The following is a 19,511-nucleotide window of genomic DNA, read 5'->3' on the forward strand; positions in this document are numbered from 1 at the left end:
CATCCATGAGACATAACAATGATTTGTTACATCTCATGGATTTTCTGTTTCAGCGTTTTTTCGGGTTATGTCCTGACTCCGCATATTGAAACACCTGCAAGGAAGGCAACGGGTGTCCGTTAAAATCAAACAAAGCTTGATTATCCACAGCGCTTCCCCCATACCATTTCCCGGCATCTTCAGGGTCGTATTCGGCAGCGTAGCTGGAGGCCCAGCCTGACCCGTACGTTTCCCATAACACTTTGTTTTTCTCTATTTGCGTTTTCGGCCCGACTGGAATCCACGCAGGCTCCCAATAGAAAACGCCAAGTCCTGCCGTGCCCGTATTTGCTACAGCCTGCATCACATCTCTTATCGCATCTGCCTGGCCTTGAACGGACATTGGATATGGCAGCGTCTGCCCGCTTTTTGGCGCTGTATTTTCATGACCGTCGCCATCCTCAGCGGTATAGGTGTATGATGTCTCCGCGACCATAACTTTTTTGCCGTACGTATCAGCGACAGCCTTCAGCACGGAGGTCAAATTCTGTACTGTGCCGTGCCAGAAAGGATAATACGAGCTGGCAAACACATCATAATCCACTTTGTTTTTGCGTAGTGTTTCTGCAATAAATGAATACCTTCCAGTCGTTTCAGGATTGGTAAAATGCAGTGCGACCAGAATGCCGCGGTTTGTTTCCCTGACCGCTCGGCTTCCTTCGTTAAACAATTGGCTCATCTTCGCCCAATCGGTTTCGCCGGCAAATGCCCCTGTTGTTTCATTTCCGACTTGAACCATGCCGATGTTGACGCCTTCCTTGATCATCTTTTGAAGGCTTTGTTTCGTATACTCATAGAGCTTTGCTTTTTTAGCTTCAAAGCTGAGATTCGTCCAAGCTTTGGGCACCTTCTGTTTCGCAGGATCGGCCCAGAAATCAGAATAATGAAAGTCGGCCAGCACCTTCATTCCGTTCGCTGTCGCTCTTTTTCCGATTTCGATCGCTTTTTGGATATCATTGTTTCCTCCTCCATACCCGTTGCCATTTGAATCATATGGGTCATTCCAGATGCGGACGCGAACATAGTTGACGCCAGCTTGTTTTAAGGTTGTAAAGATGTCCTGAGGTTTTCCGCTTGTATTGTAAAAGGTGACGCCGCTGTTTTCTAAAGCAATAACACTGGACACATCTGCCCCTTTGATAAAATCCTTGTTCATACCCTCTACTTTTTTAACGAAAAGCTCATCTGTCTGAAGCTCTGGTACATGTTTCTCCCCCTCAATGGCAGCGGCATATCCCGTTGAACTGAATGCACTCCACACGATAACAGCCGCAAAGAACATTTTCACTCTGCTTCTCATGATTCCACCCCTCTCTCCAAAGTAAGCGTTTTCAAATATACAAGAAAAAAGAATCCGCCCAAATCGAGCGGAGCATCAGCCTAATGTGTGTTTACGACGATTCTCACTTCATATTTTTCCATCGTCAGGTCGCCTGACAATATGTCTCCTGTCATCATATCCTTCACACTCTGATCAAACGTGACCAGCTGCTTTTCTTCCGTAAAATTCATGACAAAAATATAATCATGGTCCTGATCCTGCCTCGCTTGTACGGAGACGCCTTTTCCGTGCCGAACCAGAAAAACAGGAGAAAGCGACAGGTCTGTGATCAGTCCTTTATAGAAATCCCGATGAAATTGATCTTCTAAACGCGCACCGATAAAATACGCCTTGCCCTGCTGATATTGATGGCTTGTCACCGCTGGCGTACGCGCATAAAAATCTTCTTGATACACCGCTTCTGCTGATGCGGTCTTGACATCGATCACCGTTGCATAATCCCTCATTTCATATGTTTGGCTGCGATAGCTGACAGCATTTCGATCCTTCGGATACAGCGTGTCAGTTTCAAGAGGCTCAATCCCGAAAATAGCCTGCAGGTCCGGATGCCATCCGCCTGTGTACGTTAAATCATGCTCATTTACAATTCCGCTGATATACGTCATGACTAAAGTGCCCCCGTTAGCCGTAAACGCTTTCAAACGGGAAATGGTGCCTTCGCTCATCAAATACAGCATCGGGACGATCAGCAGTTTATATGGTGAAAAATCTTGTTCTTTCGTGATGACGTCGACAGGGATATCGTGTTCCCAGAATGTGCGATAATGCTGCTGAAGCGTTTGCGGATAACGTTTTGTCGCCTTCGCAAACCCCTGAGCATCCTCGAGCGCCCAATGATTTTCCCAGTCATATAAAATAGCGGTTTCAGCGGGCCTCTTCGTTCCGACAACCTCGGACAGCCGTTCTAATGTCTCGCCGACTTTGGCCACTTCTTGAAAGACCCGGTTCTTCGGGCTATTGTCATGATCCACTACTGCCCCGTGCAATTTTTCTGATGACCCTCGTGATTTACGGTATTGGAAATAGAGAACGCTGTCCGAACCGTGGGCAATCATTTGCATGGACGACAGCAGATTCATGCCCGGGCGCTTCGCCTTGTTGACGTTGTGCCAATTGACTGCGCTTGGCGTACACTCCATTAATAAGAAAGGCTGCTGCTTCAGGCTTCGGTACAGGTCGTTGATAAAGCCGACCTTCATCGCTAAATCAGCTGTGCTTTCCCAGTCATTGTGCCAAACCGGATAAGCGTCCCAGCTGATGACATCGACATGCTTCGCAAATTTGCTGTAGTCGAGGCCTTGATACGGTATCAAATCCGGTGTATCAGCCATAAAGTTCGTTGTGATAGGGATATCAGGCGTCAGTTCCTTCAGCGGAATGATTTCATTTTCATAAAACGAAATCGTTTGATCGGTGACAAACCGGCGCCAATCTAAATTCAAGCCATGCAAGCCATTTTCACCGATCGGCGAAGGGCTTTCGATCTGTGACCAGTCATTGAATGTATGGCTCCAAAAAGGAGTCCACCACGCATGATTTAATGTCTTGAGGCTGTTGTCATATTTCGATTTCAGCCACTCCCTGAAAGCATGCTGGCACTGTTCGCAGTGGCAATCTCCTCCGTATTCGTTTGAAATATGCCACATTAACAGCGCCGGATGATTGCCATATCTCTCTGCTAATAACCGGTTGATGTGGCGCGTTTTTTCACGGTAGGCATTTGATGTGATGCAGTGGTTGTGCCTTCCGCCGTGCAGCTGTTTGACTCGGGAAGCATTGACACGTAAAACTTCAGGATAGGTTTGCGATAGCCAGGCAGGACGCGCTCCGCTTGGCGTTGCTAATATGACTCTGCCGCCTATGCTGTGAATCTGTTCAAAAATATCATCCAGCCATTCAAATTGATATACGCCCTCCTCCGGCTCAAGCGCGCTCCATGCAAAAATGCCGACAGAAAACGTATTCGTATGAGAAAGCTTCATCAGCTTGATATCATCAGCTAAAATATCGGGCCGATCAAGCCACTGATCAGGATTGTAGTCTCCTCCGTGGAGCATAAATTTTGCTTCTGTTACGTGCGTTTTTTCAAGCTTCGACATCATATTCTCCTCCTTATTCTCCTAGCCTTTCGTTCCCCCTGCGGTTAATCCGGACACAAAATTCTTTTGCAGCATGATAAAGATGACGGCAACCGGGATGCTGATGAGCAGGGCTCCGGCCGCAAATGTCGTATAGCTGGCCCCCATGACATCGTTCACTAAATTGAATAGGCCGACGGGCAATGTATATGATTCAGGCGTTCTCAATATCGTTGAGGACAGCACAAAATCTCCGAGCGGGCCGGTAAAGCCGTTCATAGCGACCACTGCCGCCATCGGTTTTGATAATGGCAGAATGATCTGGAAGAAGATTCTTGTGCTGCTGGCCCCGTCAATCTTGGCGCTTTCGTCTAAATCCATCGGGATGGAATCCATGTACCCTTTCATCAAATACGTATTCATCGGGATCAGGCCGCCGATATAAAGCAAGATTAACAGCCAGTGGCTATTGATCATCCCCAAGATTTGCGCCAATACGAACAAGGCAATTAAAGCCGAAAACTGGGGAATCATTTGCAGCAATAAAAAGAGGGTTAAAGCGTATTTCCTCCCTTTAAATCGAAAGCGTGAAAACGCATAGGCGGTAAATGTCACACAGATCAAAGACCCCGCCATCGTAAACAGGCTAATCTTCATTGAGTTGATATACCACTGCACATATTGAAGGCTTTCTTTGCCCGCAAATAATTCCTTGTAATGGTCGAATGTCGGATGCTTCGGAATGATGGATGTACTGATCAAGCTGTTTCCGGGGTTAAAGCTAGCGCCTGCCGTCCAAAGGAGAGGATAAACGATGATGACCGTCATACAGGCTAACAACAAGTAAGAGAAAAGGAGACGGATAAATTTTCTGACCTTCATATCTGCCAGCATGCTTCATGCCTCCTCTTTAAAAGACTTCGTCCGCCTGAACTGCCACAATGCAATGGAAATGACGAACACAGATAATAAAATCGTTAAAGCCGCGGCGAGTGAATATTGGCTGGACTGCATTGTCAATTTATAAATCCACGAAACGAGGATATCTGTCCCGCCAGCTGTTGATCCGGTGACAGCCGGACCGCCGCCATTGAATAGATAGATAATATTAAAGTTATTAAAATTAAACGTAAACTGAGTAATGATAATCGGAGCCATGGCAATGAACACCATTGGAAGCGTGATGTATCTCAGCTTTGCGAAGACAGAAGCGCCATCAATCGTGGCTGCTTCATACAGATCGTCCGGGATCGACTGCAACACGCCTGTTGAGACAAGAAAGATGTACGGAAACCCGAGCCAGCCCTGCATGAGAATCAGCGCAAGCCTAGACCAATTGGCATCTGTCATCCACGGAAGAGGCTCTATCCCGAAAAAAGCCAAGATGTCGTGATTCATCGCACCGAAGCTGTCATTAAACAGCCCTGCAAAAATTAAAATCGTTACAAATCCGGGAACGGCCCAGGGCAAAATCAGAATCGTCCGGAAAAAGCGTTTAAAACGAATGTCTTTCTGATTGACAATGATCGCGAGAAAAATCCCTAAACTGACTTGCAGTGTGGATGCGGCAAGTGTCCAAACCACCGTCCAAGCCAGCACATCAAAAAAAGTCGATCTCCAAATATCAACTGTGAAGATGTTTGAGAAGGTTTGAAAACCGACCCAATCGATTAATTTAGCAGGAGGGGAATGGTACAAATCATAGTTTGTAAAAGCTACTGCAAAGCTGAACAAGATCGGAAAAACCACGGCGAATATTAAAATAAACAAAGATGGGCCGCTGACAACATAAGGATAGCCCTGAGAAATGATATTTTGGTATTGTTCCTTTAGGGAACCCAACGGCTTGTTTTCATCACGCCGTTTTCCGCTTTGAAACGCATCGCGAAGATTCGCATAATACACCGCAAGGCCAAAGCAGGTCACAATCACAGCGATAATCCCTTCCGCCAGGAGAAACACGGAATTATCCCGCGGCACTTCTGTTCCCAGAGTAAAGATTCCCCAAAACCCCATATTGAGCAGATCTCCAAAGACCGCAAAAAACGATGCGCCTAAGAAAAGAAAGACAAAACCTTTTATCCATTGCTTGTTATAAAATTGCCCCAGCCCCGGGATGATTGACAGGAACAAAGCGATTTGACGATGCTGCACCGTTTTCACCTCTCTTACAATACAAATCTAGCTTTCTCTTTATTTTCCGCTGTGCTTTGCCTTGATTTGTCCTTTGGCCGTTTCAGCTGCTTGATCCAATGCTTGTTTGGGATCCGCTTTTCCTGTTGCAATCGTTTGTAATGCCGAATCAGCCGGCGTCCATATTTCATTCATTTCCGGGATATTTGGCGTCAGCTCTGAGAAGCGGGATTGTTCAGTAACAGCCCGTGCCGCCTCGCTTTTCATAATAGCCTGGTCATTGGCTAAGGATTTCACAGCAGGGACTTCCTTCGTTTGTTCATATCGTGTTTTAGAATTCTTTTCGTTCGCGAGAAAAACGGCTAATTCTTGCGCCAGCTCCGCATTCTTTGAAAACGCACTGACGTTGTAGCTTTTGACGCCGATAAAGGAGCTCATGTTTTTCCCATTTTCCAGCTTCGGCAGTTTCGTTATGCCATAATTGATTCCTGCTTTCGAAAAGGCTTCTACATTCCACGGGCCCGAAATAATCGCGGCGGCTTTTCCTTCTGTGAACAGTGATTCCAGCACATTAATCCCTTGTTCTCCAATTATGCCGGCCGGGAATAAGCCCTCTTTGTAAAACTTCTGAATCAGCGCCGCACCTTTGACAGCGCCTTCATGATTGATCCCGATGTCAGACGGGTTATAGCTGCCGTCATGATTCTTACCGAAAATGTATCCGCCGTATCCGCTCATCACACTTTCCGCGTAATAAATTTGATCGAACAGGGCTAAAAATCCAAACTTGCTTCCGTCAGCTGTCTTTTTAGAATAGTCGTACCACTCTTCCAGCGTTTGCGGCAATTCCTTCTCTGAGATGAGATCTTTGTTGTAAAAAAGCACTGTCGTTTCGACCGCTTTAGGCAGCCCATAAAGCTTTTGATCTACCATTTGAGACTGAATGGAAGCGTCAGTATAGAGCGATTGAACGTCCTTTTCGACATGTAATTCCTTAAGTAATCCTTCCGTCACAGCCGTTCCGATTTGGTCACCTGGCATTGTTAACACGTCAGGCCCCGTGCCGGCCGGTCCGTCCATCCGCAAATCTTCAATCTGCTGGGCATACGGTTTTTCCACGACTTTAACCTTTACATCATGCTCTTTTTCAAACGCAGCAACGGCGTCTTTAATGCCGATGCTCTTTTCTTTATCCTCCCACACGACAAGCTCTGACCCTTTCGAACTTGATTTAGCACTGCTGCTTTCCTTTGGGCCGCAAGCCGCCAAGGATAAACTGACAGCCGAGCAGAGCATGAGTACGGAACACTTTTTTACCATTTTCATTGATTGTCACCCTTTCGGTATGAATGAAAGCGCTTTTAAAATAATATAGCACGCCTGAGAAAATGTGTAAACAAACTATTTACTTCTATCAGTAAATTTTTTTACCTAAATAAAAAAATGACTTAGTGTCCTAAGCCATTGTTAATTCATACTCTTTCTGACGATTAATTCCGCCCCTATATATAATGTTTTTACCGTTCTTCTTTTGTCTTGCACTTGTTCAAGCAGCATTTCAACAGCATTTTTACACAATTCATGTATATCAATATGAAACGTCGTCAAAGGAGGCGAAACATACTTTGCGAAGCTGATGTTGTTGATGCTTACAACGCTCACCCTGTTCGGTATGGCAATTCCCTTTTCATTCAGGGCTTGCAGACAGCCTACTGCAATCGGGTCCGCCGCGATCAAAAAAGCGGTCGGGAGCTGATCACCTAATGTGTCAATCGCTGCTGTCATCAAGCGGTAGCCATTTTCTACAGAGAACCCGCGATGACAGAAAATATACCGCTCGTCCAGCATGCCTTTTTCCCGCATATAGGATCTAAAGGTTTGTTCACGGATGTCCATTTCATCCTGATTGTTGTTGGGGTTTTTGTATGTGCCGCCGATAAACCCGATGGTCTTATGCCCCTTCTCGCTCAGGATGTTTACCGTCTTCCTTGTCATTTGGGCTAAATCAGGCCTTACCGAGTCAAAATGATCGGGATCAGGAGTTGAATCGATAAAGACGCCGTTTTCAGTGAGATTTCTGAGGAAAGCCAGCTCTTGATCAGAAAATGTGCCGACAGCAATAAACCCTTCGATATGTTCAGGAATGCTTTCGATTCCATCCGATATTTTATAAGTGGTCATGTCGATATTGAATGCTTTCGCCAGTTTCTCTACCTCTAATCTCATCGTTTTAAAATAGACATCTTCTAATTCTTCTTTATCTGTCAGCCAATATAAAAACACAATATGTTTCACTAGCGGCCTTACTGTTTTCTTGCGGTAATTGAGCTTTTCTGCCGCTTCATAGATTTTCTCCCGTGTCTCATCAGGAACAGAAAGGCTTTCATCGTTATTTAAAACGCGGGAAACGGTTGAAATCGAAAATCCCGCTTCCTGCGCGATATCTTTAATTGTCGCCATTGCATCTGCCTCCATTATTCAGCTTGCCGCACATTTTAGTAAAATATTTTACTTCCTTTTCCGTAAATGTCAAGTGCACAAGGCCCTTACTGCATCATGTAAAAAGACTGAACCATTTGCGGCTCAGTCTCGGTTGTTTGTATCATGCGGCACCGGCAGAATTGCCCGGGAAATGAGTTGGTTATTGCACATTTTCCTCGAAATATCCCGAAAGCACATCTTCCACATTCGTTAAATGCGCCAGCATGGCAGCCTCCGCCTGCGCTCCATCCTGTGCTGCCACGGCCTTGTAAATCCGTTCATGCTCCTCATAAAGCCGCTGAACTGAGGTCTTTTTGGAAAACAGCCAGATTTTCCGTGTTTCTCTCATCGTTTCCAGCAGCAATGATGAAACATGATTCATCAAATGTTTGAGAAGATCATTTTGGGAAGCGTCAGCAAGCGCCAGATGAAATGCGAAGTCTGCTTTCTCGCCCAGCTCCCCGTCCGCTTCAATGCTGCTCATTTCCTTTAACGCAGCATGAATTCTTTCGAGATCCTCTTCTGTCCTTTTTTCAGCAGCTAATGACGCCACGCCGATTTCAAGCAGTTTTCTGACCTCGAGCAGCTGCTTGACGTCCTCTTTTTTCATAAGAAGCGCGGCTGAGAGCGGCTGAGAAATTTGATTCGGTTCAAATTCCTTCAAGTACGTGCCTTCTCCCTGTTTCATCTCGACAAGCCCCATCGCTTTTAATGCAGAAAGTGCTTCGCGGACCGCTGAGCGGCTGACTTGAAAGCTTTCAGAAAGCGCCTGAACGGAGTCCAATTTATCTCCCGGCTTCAATTCGCCGTTTTTGATCATATCTAATAATGCATCCGCCACTTCTTCATATATTTTCTTTGTTTTAATCTGTTTGTATTTCAATGCAATTCACCCCGTAACTTGTAGGTCTGGCTGGTTACGATCTATTATACTCTGTTTTGGGGGCCGCCAAAAGATTTTGACAATTTTGTCAAAAAGTCTTGTACTTTGATTTTTTTCAAAATATAATGCTAGGTAACTGGTCTTATTACCCAGTCATCAGATGATCATATCATCTTTAGAAACCGCTTACATATAACGCCAGTTTATGTTTCAAGGAGGGGTTTGGGATGCAATGGACACAGGCATTTACGCCTATAGGGGGAAATTTGCTTTTATCAGCGCTTGCCGCACTTGTACCGATTATTTTCTTTTTTTGGGCACTCGCGATTAAACGGATGAAGGGGTATACAGCGGGCTTGTCCACCTTGGGGATCGCGCTTGTGATTGCTGTATTGGTTTATCGGATGCCGGCGGAAAAAGCGCTGATGTCCGCTACACAAGGAGCCGTATACGGGATTTTGCCGATCGGCTGGATCATTGTAACGTCTGTTTTTTTGTATAAAATCACTGTGAAAACGGGACAGTTTGATATTATTCGCAGCTCTGTTCTCTCGATTACCGATGACCGCCGGCTTCAGGCGCTTCTGATCGCTTTCTCATTCGGTGCTTTTTTAGAAGGAGCGGCGGGCTTCGGGGCGCCGGTCGCCATTTCTGCCGCGCTGCTGGTCGGCCTCGGCTTTAATCCTCTTTATGCAGCGGGAATCTGTTTGATCGCCAATACAGCCCCTGTGGCCTTTGGGGCGATTGGGATTCCGATTACAGCCGTAGAAGGGCCGACAGGGATTCCGGCGATGGAGATTTCGCAAATGGTCGGGCGGCAGCTGCCGTTTCTATCCGTATTTATTCCTCTTTATTTAATTATTATCATGAGCGGGTTCAGGAAAGCCTTTGAAGTTTGGCCGGCGATTCTCGTTTCCGGTGTTTCCTTTGCTGTTGTTCAATATCTCAGTTCTAATTTTTTAGGGCCTGAGCTGCCGGATGTTTTGTCGGCTCTGGTTTCGATGGCTGCACTTGCTGTGTTTTTAAAATGGTGGAAGCCGAAAACAACATTCCGGTTTGCCAGTGAACAGGAATCGGCCGCTGCGATTGAAACAGCGAAAACGAATCCGGCAGCACCTGCGTACAGCGGCGGACAGATATTCAAGGCCTGGTCGCCATTTCTGCTGCTGACAGTCATGATTTCTGTATGGGGCATTCCCTCTGTCAAATCGGCGCTGACCGGGCATTATGAAGGCTCCGCTGTTTTCTTGAAGTGGCTGAATGCTGTTGGAGAAAAATTGACTTTTGCCCCCGGTGTGCCTTTTTTGAACAATCAAATTGTCAATGCTGACGGTGCGCCGATTGAAGCGGTTTACAAGCTCGAGGTGCTTGGTTCGGCCGGCACCGCGATATTGATTGCCGCTGTGCTGTCAAAGTTCATCACGGCGATTTCGTGGAAAAACTGGGGATCTGTTTTTCAGGAAACGATCCAAGAGCTGAAGTTTCCGATTTTGACCATTGCTTCTGTCGTTGGTTTTGCCTATGTCACCAATTCCTCTGGAATGAGCACGACACTCGGGATGACACTCGCGCTGACAGGTTCAATGTTTACCTTCTTCTCGCCTGTTCTCGGCTGGCTCGGTGTCTTCATTACAGGCTCAGATACTTCTGCCAACCTGCTGTTCGGCAACCTGCAGAAAGTCACCGCATTATCAGTCGGCATGGACCCTGTTCTGTCTGTCGCTGCCAACTCATCAGGCGGTGTCACAGGAAAAATGATTTCGCCGCAGTCGATTGCGGTGGCCTGCGCCGCGGTAGGACTCGCGGGAAAGGAATCAGATCTTTTCCGCTTTACGATTAAGCACAGCTTGTTTTTGCTGCTGCTCGTTTGTATCATCACCTTTTTGCAGCATCATGTGTTCAGCTGGATGATTCCGTAAAAAAATCCTCCCGTCAAGGGAGGATTTTATTTATACCGTTTTCTCGACGCCGATGACGGAATGTTCATTTGATCGCGGTATTTTGCCACGGTTCGTCTGGAGATTTGGATGCCGTGCTGTTCATATAGCAAATCAGCTAGCTTTTGATCTGAGAGCGGTTTTGTTTTGTCCTCTTGATTGATCAGGTCTTCAAGATGCGTTTTGACTGCATAGTTAGACGCATCTCCATCTCCTGAAGCCTCGGCTTTTGCTGAGAAAAAGAGTTTCATCTCAAACAGTCCGTACGGCGTTTGTATCGTTTTCCCTTTAATTGCCCGGCTCACAGTTGATTCATGAAGGCTTAGGCAGTCCGCTACCTCCCTGAGAGTCAGCGGCTTCATTGCGCTTCGCCCTTTCAGAAAGAAATCCTTTTGGCGCGTGATCAGCTCATTTACAATTCTCGTGATCGTCTGTTTTCGCTGTCGCAGCGCACGGCTAAGCCAGCGCCATTCCTGATATTTCGCAGATAAATAAGAGGCGGTATCCTGACAGGAGCCGGACGATAAAAGCGTTCTGTACTGAGGATGCAGGTCTATTTCTGGAAACGAGCGGGTATTCAGCTCCGCTGCGATGTGCCCGTTTTTCACGGTGATAAAAATGTCAGGCTCGATATACACATCTTGCTCTGGCCGGGCAAATAGAAGGCCCGGTCTTGGATGAAGAGCTGCGATGTCATCAGAGATATCTTGAATGGTATGAAGCGGAATTCCCGTTTCTTTTGAAAGCGCTTTCCAGTTTTTTTGTGCAAAAGCATCAAAATGAGCTGAAACAAGCATTTCCGCTTGTTCATTTCTGTTCGGCAGCCGCTGTAATTGAAGAAGGATACATTCCTGCAGAGATCTTGCGCCGATTCCAGCCGGCTCTAACGACTGGAGTTTTGCCAAAACAGCTTCCGCTTCCTTGATTGAAACCGATAATCGCCGTGCTGCCTCCTCCACTTCTTCTTCCAAGTACCCGTTCGAATCAAGCGAATGAATCAGATAATTGAAAATCTTTTTTTCAGAGTTTGTCAGATTCATATCAAGTGACTGCTGTTTTAACACATCCTGCAATGTTTTTTGCGGATCACTTAATTGAAGGCCTGCTTCCTGTGCATTCATCCTGTTTTTGTTTATTTTATGGTAAGATAGTGGCGGTGTGTCTGATTCCTTTCGTTCAATAAGAGGGTTTTCCAGTGAGAGCTCATCAATGTATTCGGCGAGTTCTGCCGAATGATAGCCAAGCAGCGTGATGGCCTGCCTGAGCTCCTGTGTCAGTTGAGGCTTTAATACTTGTACTTGCTGAAGTTTCATATCCATCTTGCTCACTCCCCTTTCTTCATTGTACATGATTGAGATCACACCGTATACATTTATGAAAAAGGAGCTGCCAAAGAAATGTCTGAACTTTTTTCCGTACCTTATTTTATTGAGAATTTTAAACAGCATATCGAAATGAATCAGTCTGAGGATAAAATCCATGCGATGAACAGCTACTACCGTTCCGTCGTCTCAACGCTTGTGCAGGACCAGCTGACGAAAAACGCAGTCGTCTTGAAACGGATTCAGCATTTAGATGAAGCGTACAACAAAGTCAAACGGGGAGAATCAAAATAAACCTTCCGCTCACATGTGAGCAGGAAGGTTTTCCTTCTTTGAAGCGCTCTGGATGAGTCGAGTATTCGGCACGCCTTCCATCCAGGTGTGATAGTAATTGGCGTTTTTCCCGTAGGAATTATCAATGACCGTGTTTTCTTTTTGAAGAAGAGAGGACAAGATGTGGCCGTGCAGTCTAGACGTTTCCACCGATTCGTAACGGCTGAAAAACCGAATCGCTTTTTTAACGATATAATCCGAGTATTTTTCCCATATATACGCGATGGGCAGAGGGTTGCCTGCTTTTTTGTTCAAGACGTTCAGCGTTTGCAGAAAAGCGATCGTCCGGCGGTCTGAAGCTGACAGCACCGTGCGCCAATCGTAGCTTTCCGCTTTTGCGTCTTCCTGAAGCTCCTTGTTTGCTTCATGATCTGTTCTGATAAATCTCAGCTTTTGATTGATCGGCTGCTGCGTTGGAACGACGGGAAACAGCTGATGAGCCATATCAGGCAGAAGCTTAATATGATTGCTTGTAAAGTAAGCCTGTGCTGTTGCATAGGAGGCTTTTTCCCTTGTGATGATGTGGAGATTCGCATGTTTAGAAAATATCTCCGCTGTCCGTTTGAGATTGTCTTTGTTTTGAAAATAAATTGATTGCGGCAGGATCACGATTTTGTGGTTCGGATAGGTTTGGACGATTTTCTCTCTAAAGTCTTGATAATACGGATACAAGTCCCCGAAGTTGCCGCCTCCCTGGCAGACGATGATGAGGTTCGGATCCAGCTTTCGTCCAACTGGAAAATTGTCGGGATTCCAGCGTTTTCTGACCCGGATCCCATGTTCTTTAAAAAATGCTTCTGTTCCCTTCATAATAAATAAATCCCCTACATTTCCGTATAGAGGATAGTCGGCATATATGATCTCGGACTGTTTCGGAATGACATCGAGCAGCCCGGACAGTTTCTGTTTCAGGCTGATCATCGAATACTTGCTGTCCATTTCTTCACCTCGGCAGTTTGGAATAAGTGTACTAGCACATCAATGACCCGGTCTTGCTCTTTTTCCGTCAGATTTGACCCTGATGGGAGACAGATCCCTCGTTTGAAAAGTTCTTCGCATATGCTCCCATTACCTTCATGAGAATAAAATAAAGACGGTGCAAACAGCGGCTGGGTATGGAGCGGCTTCCACAGCGGCCGCGCTTCAATGTTTTCTTCAGCAAGACGCTGAACCGCGTTGTATGGATTCAGCCCGTTATCAAGTGTGAGTGTGGTAAGCCAGCGATTGGATACGCCTGCTGCATACTCCGGCATAAAGCTGACGCCGTTTATGTGACCGAGTGCATTTTTGTATCTTGTGAAAATGGCCCTTCTTTTCTCCACCCGCTCATCCAATACCTCAAGCTGGGCAATGCCCACGCCGGCGAGGATATTGCTCAGTCTGTAATTGTGTCCGATTTCGCTGTGCTGATAATGAACAGCCGGCTCTCGTGCCTGCGAAGCGAGAAATCTTGCTTTTTCAATGGCGGCTTCATCGTCTGAAACGAGCATCCCGCCCCCCGATGTGGTAATAATTTTGTTCCCGTTAAATGAAAAAATGCCGAAGCGCCCGAATGTCCCGCTTTGCTTCCCTTTATATACTGTGCCGAGAGATTCGGCTGCGTCCTCAATGACAGGAACTCCGTATGCGTCACACAGGCTTATGATGTCATCCATTTTCGCGCTTTGCCCATATAAATTGACGGCAATGACCGCTTTTGGCAGCTTTCCGTTTCTTTTCGCATCCTCCAGCGCTCTTTCAAGGGCTTTCGGCGACATATTCCACGTATCAGGCTCAGAATCAATAAAGACGGGCACCGCTTTTTCATATAAAATCGGATTGGCGGTCGCCACAAATGTAAAGGACTGGCAAAACACACAGTCTCCTTCTTTTACCTCAAGCAAACGCAGCGCCAGATGAATCGCCGCCGTTCCAGAGCTGACCGCAGCCGCCCCTTTTACGCCGACGCGTTCAGCCAATTGTTCTTCAAATGAATTCACGAGAGGCCCAAGCGGCGCAATCCAGTTTGAGCGAAAGGCTTCTGAAATATAGTGCTGCTCTCTGCCGCTCATGTGAGGGGGAGATAAGTAGATTTTTTTATGCATATAATCATCCTTTGTTTTATGTTTGAATGGAAGAAATAATGCGCGCCGGGGCACCGGCCGCCGTTACCCTGTCCGGTATGGAACGGATCACCGCGGAGCCGGCGCCGACAGTGCTCCAGGCCCCGATTGTGAGCTGCGGTATGACGGACGCGCCGATTCCGACGTGAGCGCCTTCCTGAACAACGACCGCTCCTGACAGCGTGACACGCGGGGAAAGATGGACATAATCGCTGATTTGATTGTCGTGCTCTGCCACTGCACCCGTATTGATGATGCAGTGGGCGCCGATACGCGCATCCGCCTGAATGATCGCGCCCGCCATAATTACGCTCCCTTCTCCGATGACAGCGGACTTGCTGACGATGGCTGTCGGGTGAATCAATGTAATGAAATCTTCTTTCTTCAGTCCCAGTCGCTCTGCCAGCTGTTTTCTGACACTGTTGTTTCCGATGGCGATTAGGAACAACACATCGGGGACCAGCCTGCGCACTTCAGAAATGGCTTCCGGCGGGCCTGTGCACCACTCTTTTCCGGCTTCAAACGATCTGAATTTATCATCCAGCACAGCGGTTAAGCGCGTGTCTGGCCGGGCGTTTATCAGCTCTCTGATCACCTTTCCGTGTCCGCCGTCACCCACAATGGCCACGTTTCTCATGAGGACACATCTCCGCTTCCTGTAAACCGTTCCGCCGTCACATGATTGGTTTGCTGAATCCCTTCTGAAACAAGCACTTTTCGCACCGTCAAACATAAAATTTTCAAATCGAGAAAAAATGATCGGTTGTCAACGTACCAAACATCGAATTCAAATTTCTTTTCCCAGGAAATTGCGTTTCTGCCGTTGATTTGCGCCCAGCCTGTGATACCCGGCTTCACCTCATGGCGCCGTGCCTGCTTTTCTGTATAAAGCGGCAGATAGTCCATCAAAAGCGGCCGCGGACCGACAAGGCTCAGATCACCTTTTAGGACATTCAGCAGCTGCGGAAGCTCATCGATGCTCAACTTCCTGATCAGCCTGCCCGTTTTCGTCAGCCGGACTTCATCAGGCAGCAGATTTCCTTCACTGTCCCGTTCATCCGTCATCGTTCGGAATTTATAAAGGGTGAACGGTTTGCCGTGCAGGCCCGGCCTTACTTGCTTAAAGAAGACGGGTGATCCTATTTTCAGCCTGACAACGGCGATGGTGAGCAAAATGATGACACTCGTACAGCACAATAACAAAATGGCGGCCGTCAGATCAAAAAGTCGTTTCAGGATCAAAGATTCACAGCTCCTTTCGTTTTTCGAAACCGTTTCAGTACCAGCTGTCTTTCCTCTTTCGTACAAACGAGCGTAAAAGCGAAAACGGCGTAGCAGCAGCTGACTGTCATTCCCGCCGCGATTAGTGATGTCCAGCCGTCAATCTTCACAAAGAACCGGATCGCCTCACAGACCGCCCAGGCAAACGCAGCTGCTGAAAGAGGCCCGATTATGCCTTTGAAGAACACGTGCTTTTTGTAGCCGGTAATGCGGGATACGTAAAGCGGCGTAAAGATGGCATTTTTTAAAATAAGGGAAATCGCCCCAGCCAATGTAATGCCGTACAGGCCAAAATGAGCCGGCCCGCTCAGGGCGACGGCCAGCACCACATTCACCGCGCCTAACAGCAGGGTAACGATCGCCGGTGTTTTTTGTTTATTAAAGGCGGTCCATATATAGAACATTGGCATAAAGGCGAGGCTGACCACCAAGTATCCGGCATGAATATATAAAAGCGGTGCTATAGACGAAAAGGACGGTCCGAGCCAGATCGTCAGAAAAGGCCCCGCCAAACCGCCCAATAAGGCAGCGGGAAGCGCAAGCAGAAGACCGTTCAGCCTCACTGCCTTGTTGGCGTAATTCACCAATCCATCCATATCGCCTTTTGAATAATACGAAGTCATAAGTGGCGCAAACAGGGATGCGACCGTACCAGCCAAGCTGCGCAGCAGCAGCGGAAACTGGATTATCGCCGCGTATTTCCCGGATGCAGACGCCCCCAGCACCAAATTGGCGGTTAATAGATCAATCTGCAAAAAAAGCAGGACGCCGATTTGATTGACGGAGCTCCATGTGCCCGTCTGAAACAGCTCCTTGCTTGTGCGGAATGAAAGATCCTTCATACGAAACGAGAACCACGGAATCAGCTTTTTGAAGAAATAGAAAGACAGCACAGACGCGATGGCAGCACCAGCTAAAGCGGCAAGCTGGATCTGCCAGATTTTCGGCGTGAAGCATGCAAACAAGAGCAGCACAGACAGCACGCGTACAAGCATTTGCACCGCCTGAATTGAGCTGGTGATGTATAGGCGGTTGGCATAAAATGGAGCAGCGCCGAAACCCGCCATCAGAAACGTTAAAATGAACAGCAGACTGCCGATCAAAATCGACAAACGCACATCGGCCAAAAGCGCTGGCGGCACGTTCATGATACGGTCAATAAAAAAAGCCGAACCCGCAAGAGGCAGCAAAAGAGGCAATGATATCAGAACAGACGCCGCCAAATAGTTGCTGATATACGCATTTGCTTTATCCCACTCTCCCCTGTGGGCGGCGACAGAAAAGAACCGCACAACAACCGAGCTGAGCGCCACGGTGATAATTGAAAAGTAATTAATCACATTTTGTGTCAAATGAACAAAGCCGAACGCTTCCACACCAAGCGTTTTGACAATAAAAGGCGTCATCCAGACTGACAGGAATACGGACAAGAGAAAAGCCGTGAGATTAGCGCTGAAGTTTATCGTGAATTTCATGCCTGCTTCGCACTGCCTTTCATCGTCCCCCGCTGCTCGAAAAACAGCTTGATGAGAAATATGAGCCGCAATTTGCACAGTCCTAATACCAAACGCTCGCCTCTTAATAATTTCTCATGCTGAAACGGTGTATTTCTGACAGCCTGCCGCACCATGTCATAGGATAAAATCTGCCTGATCTGCTTTTTGATGTCTTTCGGCGGATTTGGAGAAGCACAGGCATTTGCCAGAAGCATCGGAAGCTGGTGCTTGCAAATGTACACATTTAAATCTTCTTTGCATGCACCTGCTAAACCGTAATGATTGTAGAATGCTATTTTAGCCTGATATTGCTTTTGAATCTGTTCATCCATCGCCGGCTTATAAGGCATTTCCGTCAGGCTGTTCGGGTTTTCACGATAGATGTACAAACCCTCATCCAACATTTTCACCCGCTCCGCTTCGAAAAAAGCGGACAAATTGAAGGGAGAGTCTTCAGCAAAACGGATGTCCTCATCAAACATCAGATTTGCCCTTTCCAAAAGCTCACGGCGATAAACATAACGCCATACATACCAGATAAATCTCGTTTCGTGAGCATGTTTGAGCCGTTCAGCAATTTCCGCTTTTGTCAGCACGCGGTTTGTGTCAAGCTGCGGCGGCACATATACCCGACTGTCCGCTGACTGCTTGTAAAAACCGCATCCAGCGATGTCGAGCCGGTTCTCCTCCGCTTCTTCAATCAGCCTCTGGAACATGGCGGAAGATACATAATCGTCTCCATCGACAAAGCCGATGTACGTGCCCCGCGCGGCCTTTATTCCCGCATTTCGTGCTGAACTCAGCCCACCGTTTGTCTGATGAATGACCCGGATTCTCGCATCCCGTTTTGCATAGTCCTCTGCAATCTCGCCTGAACGATCCGGAGTTCCGTCATTCACGAGGATGATTTCAATATCAGAAAGCGTTTGACGAAGCAGAGAATCGATGCATTCCTCTATAAATGCTTCAACGTTATACATCGGGACAACAATGCTGACGACCGGGGTCATTGCGCTTCACCGCTGATTTTGTCCCGCAGCCCTTTAAAATACACATCTCTCGGAAAGCCAGCACGGGGTGTTTCTTTTGTTAACAGCTCTTTTACTGCGTCTGTCACGCGCTCGGGGTCCGGATGTTCAATCAGCTTCATGAATGGGATGTCTTTGAGCCATTGATAGCCCTCCATCACCTTGTGGTCGAAGGAACGGATGACGACACACGGCGTTCCTGTCAACGCGCAAAAAATCATGCCGTGAAGCCTGTCAGTGACAACAGCTTCTGCGCTTTGCAGCTTAGACCACAGCGCTTCAAGTTCCTGCTCTCGTGAATCGCGGCTGACCCGGCGCCCGATCGTTGTTGTAAAGGATTGGATTTCGCCGAATTCTTCAAAAAGCGCGGCCTTGACCCGGTTTCTCTCATCCTCCTGAAGGACGCTTTCCTGATCCTCGCGCAAACACATATAAACCCCTTCGCGCTCTGCGGGGGTCTTGCTTCTATTTAAATACAGCACCATGTCCGGCTGCTTCAAAATCGTTTTTTCTTGAAAATGCCGTTTCATAAATTGATACGTTGTTTCATCCCGAGCCATCAGCAATAGGCCGGGGTGCGCGTTATAAATTTTCTGTGCCCGTTTCAGCTCTTTGCGCCCCTTTTTCGTGTCAGAAAAATGAGCCGTTGCCGGAAGCTGGACAACTCGATAGTCGTGAAATGTTTTAATGATAAAGCGGCGCGTCCACTCCTCATAACGGTATAAATCCCCCATGTTTCCGCCGCCGATGATAAAGACCATATCCTCCGGATGGCGCGAGCGGAGCAGCGCTTTCGCTGATTTGTAAATGTCCTTCATATCGACCTCGACGATGTCAAAATCGGGATATTCCCGCTCAAGAAATGCCTTGCTGGCATAAGCAATCGCGTGGTCTCCCAAATTGTCATGAGACGGCAGCAGGGTCAGTATGATTTTTTTCTGATGTGCTGCGGCCTTTACCGGCTGATCGGCCGCACCCAGCCAATATTGGGACGGGTATTTGACCTTAAGCAGCAGCCATTCTGCAAGATTGATTTTCAACGATTGTAACGACATG

The 19,511-nt window shown here is 47.3% G+C and carries 17 protein-coding genes; 2 read left to right on the plus strand and 15 right to left on the minus strand.

What is annotated here, in order from left to right; genetic code table 11:
* Positions 1-49 precede the first annotated feature (49 nt).
* From ganB to lutR, 7 genes are all read right to left on the minus strand, one after another.
* Positions 50-1,339 carry an arabinogalactan endo-beta-1,4-galactanase gene (gene ganB, locus BSI_RS20360; protein WP_032731636.1) on the minus strand — a complete coding sequence of 430 codons (1,290 nt, stop codon included), beginning with the start codon at positions 1,337-1,339 and terminating at the stop codon, positions 50-52.
* A gap of 80 nt (positions 1,340-1,419) precedes the next feature.
* Positions 1,420-3,483: a beta-galactosidase GanA gene (gene ganA, locus BSI_RS20355; protein ID WP_003235250.1), complete on the minus strand. Its 2,064-nt coding sequence runs from the start codon at positions 3,481-3,483 to the stop codon at positions 1,420-1,422.
* Between the two features lie 18 nt (positions 3,484-3,501).
* On the minus strand, positions 3,502-4,353 hold the full coding sequence (ganQ, locus tag BSI_RS20350; RefSeq protein WP_003235252.1) for a galactooligosaccharide ABC transporter permease GanQ: 852 nt from the start codon (positions 4,351-4,353) through the stop codon (positions 3,502-3,504).
* 3 nt (positions 4,354-4,356) lie between these two features.
* Entirely contained in the window at positions 4,357-5,613 is a 1,257-nt protein-coding gene (ganP, locus tag BSI_RS20345) for a galactooligosaccharide ABC transporter permease GanP (protein WP_003235254.1), read from the minus strand.
* A 39-nt stretch (positions 5,614-5,652) separates the two neighbouring features.
* Entirely contained in the window at positions 5,653-6,918 is a 1,266-nt protein-coding gene (gene ganS / locus BSI_RS20340) for an arabinogalactan oligomer ABC transporter substrate-binding protein GanS (protein WP_003235257.1), read from the minus strand.
* 141 nt (positions 6,919-7,059) lie between these two features.
* Complete coding sequence (ganR, locus tag BSI_RS20335; RefSeq protein WP_003235259.1) at positions 7,060-8,052, minus strand: galactan degradation operon transcriptional regulator GanR; 993 nt, start codon at positions 8,050-8,052, stop codon at positions 7,060-7,062.
* 181 nt (positions 8,053-8,233) lie between these two features.
* Positions 8,234-8,956 (minus strand): L-lactate utilization/bacilysin biosynthesis transcriptional regulator LutR, encoded by a 723-nt coding sequence (lutR, locus tag BSI_RS20330; protein ID WP_003235261.1) that lies wholly within the window; start codon positions 8,954-8,956, stop codon positions 8,234-8,236.
* Between the two features lie 227 nt (positions 8,957-9,183).
* Between lutR and lutP the strand changes: the two genes are divergently transcribed.
* Positions 9,184-10,875 (plus strand): L-lactate permease LutP, encoded by a 1,692-nt coding sequence (lutP, locus tag BSI_RS20325; protein ID WP_003235263.1) that lies wholly within the window; start codon positions 9,184-9,186, stop codon positions 10,873-10,875.
* Between the two features lie 26 nt (positions 10,876-10,901).
* Here lutP and rpoN read toward each other — a convergent pair whose 3' ends face one another.
* Positions 10,902-12,212, minus strand: coding sequence for an RNA polymerase factor sigma-54 (gene rpoN / locus BSI_RS20320; protein WP_003235265.1), 1,311 nt, complete (start codon positions 12,210-12,212; stop codon positions 10,902-10,904).
* Between the two features lie 78 nt (positions 12,213-12,290).
* On the opposite strand from rpoN, the gene yvfG reads away from it, so the two are divergent.
* Complete coding sequence (yvfG, locus tag BSI_RS20315) at positions 12,291-12,509, plus strand: protein YvfG (RefSeq protein WP_003235267.1); 219 nt, start codon at positions 12,291-12,293, stop codon at positions 12,507-12,509.
* Between the two features lie 9 nt (positions 12,510-12,518).
* Here the strand turns inward: yvfG and BSI_RS20310 are convergent, their stop codons facing one another.
* From BSI_RS20310 to BSI_RS20280, 7 genes are read right to left on the minus strand one after another with little or no spacing between them, the layout of a single operon-like run.
* Positions 12,519-13,487 carry a polysaccharide pyruvyl transferase family protein gene (locus BSI_RS20310; protein WP_003235269.1) on the minus strand — a complete coding sequence of 323 codons (969 nt, stop codon included), beginning with the start codon at positions 13,485-13,487 and terminating at the stop codon, positions 12,519-12,521.
* The gene (locus BSI_RS20305) at positions 13,466-14,632 is read right to left on the minus strand and encodes a DegT/DnrJ/EryC1/StrS family aminotransferase (RefSeq protein ID WP_003235271.1); all 1,167 of its coding nucleotides are present in this window, start codon (positions 14,630-14,632) and stop codon (positions 13,466-13,468) included. Before BSI_RS20305 ends, BSI_RS20310 begins: the two co-directional genes overlap by 22 nt.
* A gap of 16 nt (positions 14,633-14,648) precedes the next feature.
* The gene (locus tag BSI_RS20300; protein ID WP_003235273.1) at positions 14,649-15,287 is read right to left on the minus strand and encodes an acetyltransferase; all 639 of its coding nucleotides are present in this window, start codon (positions 15,285-15,287) and stop codon (positions 14,649-14,651) included.
* A complete protein-coding gene (locus BSI_RS20295) occupies positions 15,284-15,892 on the minus strand; it encodes a sugar transferase (protein WP_003235274.1) in 609 nt (202 codons plus the stop codon). The genes BSI_RS20300 and BSI_RS20295 overlap by 4 nt, the downstream gene beginning before the upstream one ends.
* Complete coding sequence (locus BSI_RS20290) at positions 15,889-17,406, minus strand: MATE family efflux transporter (protein ID WP_032731643.1); 1,518 nt, start codon at positions 17,404-17,406, stop codon at positions 15,889-15,891. The genes BSI_RS20295 and BSI_RS20290 overlap by 4 nt, the downstream gene beginning before the upstream one ends.
* Entirely contained in the window at positions 17,403-18,437 is a 1,035-nt protein-coding gene (locus tag BSI_RS20285) for a glycosyltransferase (RefSeq protein ID WP_003235278.1), read from the minus strand. The genes BSI_RS20290 and BSI_RS20285 overlap by 4 nt, the downstream gene beginning before the upstream one ends.
* Positions 18,434-19,510, minus strand: a complete 1,077-nt coding sequence (locus BSI_RS20280) for a polysaccharide pyruvyl transferase family protein (protein ID WP_003235280.1) — start codon at positions 19,508-19,510, stop codon at positions 18,434-18,436. Before BSI_RS20280 ends, BSI_RS20285 begins: the two co-directional genes overlap by 4 nt.
* Between the last annotated feature and the right edge of the window lies 1 nt (position 19,511).

This window comes from Bacillus inaquosorum KCTC 13429 (genome assembly GCF_000332645.1).
Taxonomy (GTDB): domain Bacteria; phylum Bacillota; class Bacilli; order Bacillales; family Bacillaceae; genus Bacillus; species Bacillus inaquosorum.

What these genes read in the sequence shown, in the direction of transcription:
- BSI_RS20300 (WP_003235273.1), bottom strand. Translation starts at nt 15,287, where the DNA reads ATGAGAAACGTGGCCATTGTGGGTGACGGCGGACACGGAAAGGTGATC.
- ganQ (WP_003235252.1), bottom strand. Translation starts at nt 4,353, where the DNA reads ATGCTGGCAGATATGAAGGTCAGAAAATTTATCCGTCTCCTTTTCTCT.
- BSI_RS20280 (WP_003235280.1), bottom strand. Translation starts at nt 19,510, where the DNA reads ATGTCGTTACAATCGTTGAAAATCAATCTTGCAGAATGGCTGCTGCTT.
- BSI_RS20290 (WP_032731643.1), bottom strand. Translation starts at nt 17,406, where the DNA reads ATGAAATTCACGATAAACTTCAGCGCTAATCTCACGGCTTTTCTCTTG.
- ganB (WP_032731636.1), bottom strand. Translation starts at nt 1,339, where the DNA reads ATGAGAAGCAGAGTGAAAATGTTCTTTGCGGCTGTTATCGTGTGGAGT.
- BSI_RS20310 (WP_003235269.1), bottom strand. Translation starts at nt 13,487, where the DNA reads ATGGACAGCAAGTATTCGATGATCAGCCTGAAACAGAAACTGTCCGGG.
- BSI_RS20285 (WP_003235278.1), bottom strand. Translation starts at nt 18,437, where the DNA reads ATGACCCCGGTCGTCAGCATTGTTGTCCCGATGTATAACGTTGAAGCA.
- lutP (WP_003235263.1), top strand. Translation starts at nt 9,184, where the DNA reads ATGCAATGGACACAGGCATTTACGCCTATAGGGGGAAATTTGCTTTTA.
- rpoN (WP_003235265.1), bottom strand. Translation starts at nt 12,212, where the DNA reads ATGGATATGAAACTTCAGCAAGTACAAGTATTAAAGCCTCAACTGACA.
- ganA (WP_003235250.1), bottom strand. Translation starts at nt 3,483, where the DNA reads ATGATGTCGAAGCTTGAAAAAACGCACGTAACAGAAGCAAAATTTATG.
- BSI_RS20305 (WP_003235271.1), bottom strand. Translation starts at nt 14,632, where the DNA reads ATGCATAAAAAAATCTACTTATCTCCCCCTCACATGAGCGGCAGAGAG.
- ganR (WP_003235259.1), bottom strand. Translation starts at nt 8,052, where the DNA reads ATGGCGACAATTAAAGATATCGCGCAGGAAGCGGGATTTTCGATTTCA.
- ganS (WP_003235257.1), bottom strand. Translation starts at nt 6,918, where the DNA reads ATGAAAATGGTAAAAAAGTGTTCCGTACTCATGCTCTGCTCGGCTGTC.
- yvfG (WP_003235267.1), top strand. Translation starts at nt 12,291, where the DNA reads ATGTCTGAACTTTTTTCCGTACCTTATTTTATTGAGAATTTTAAACAG.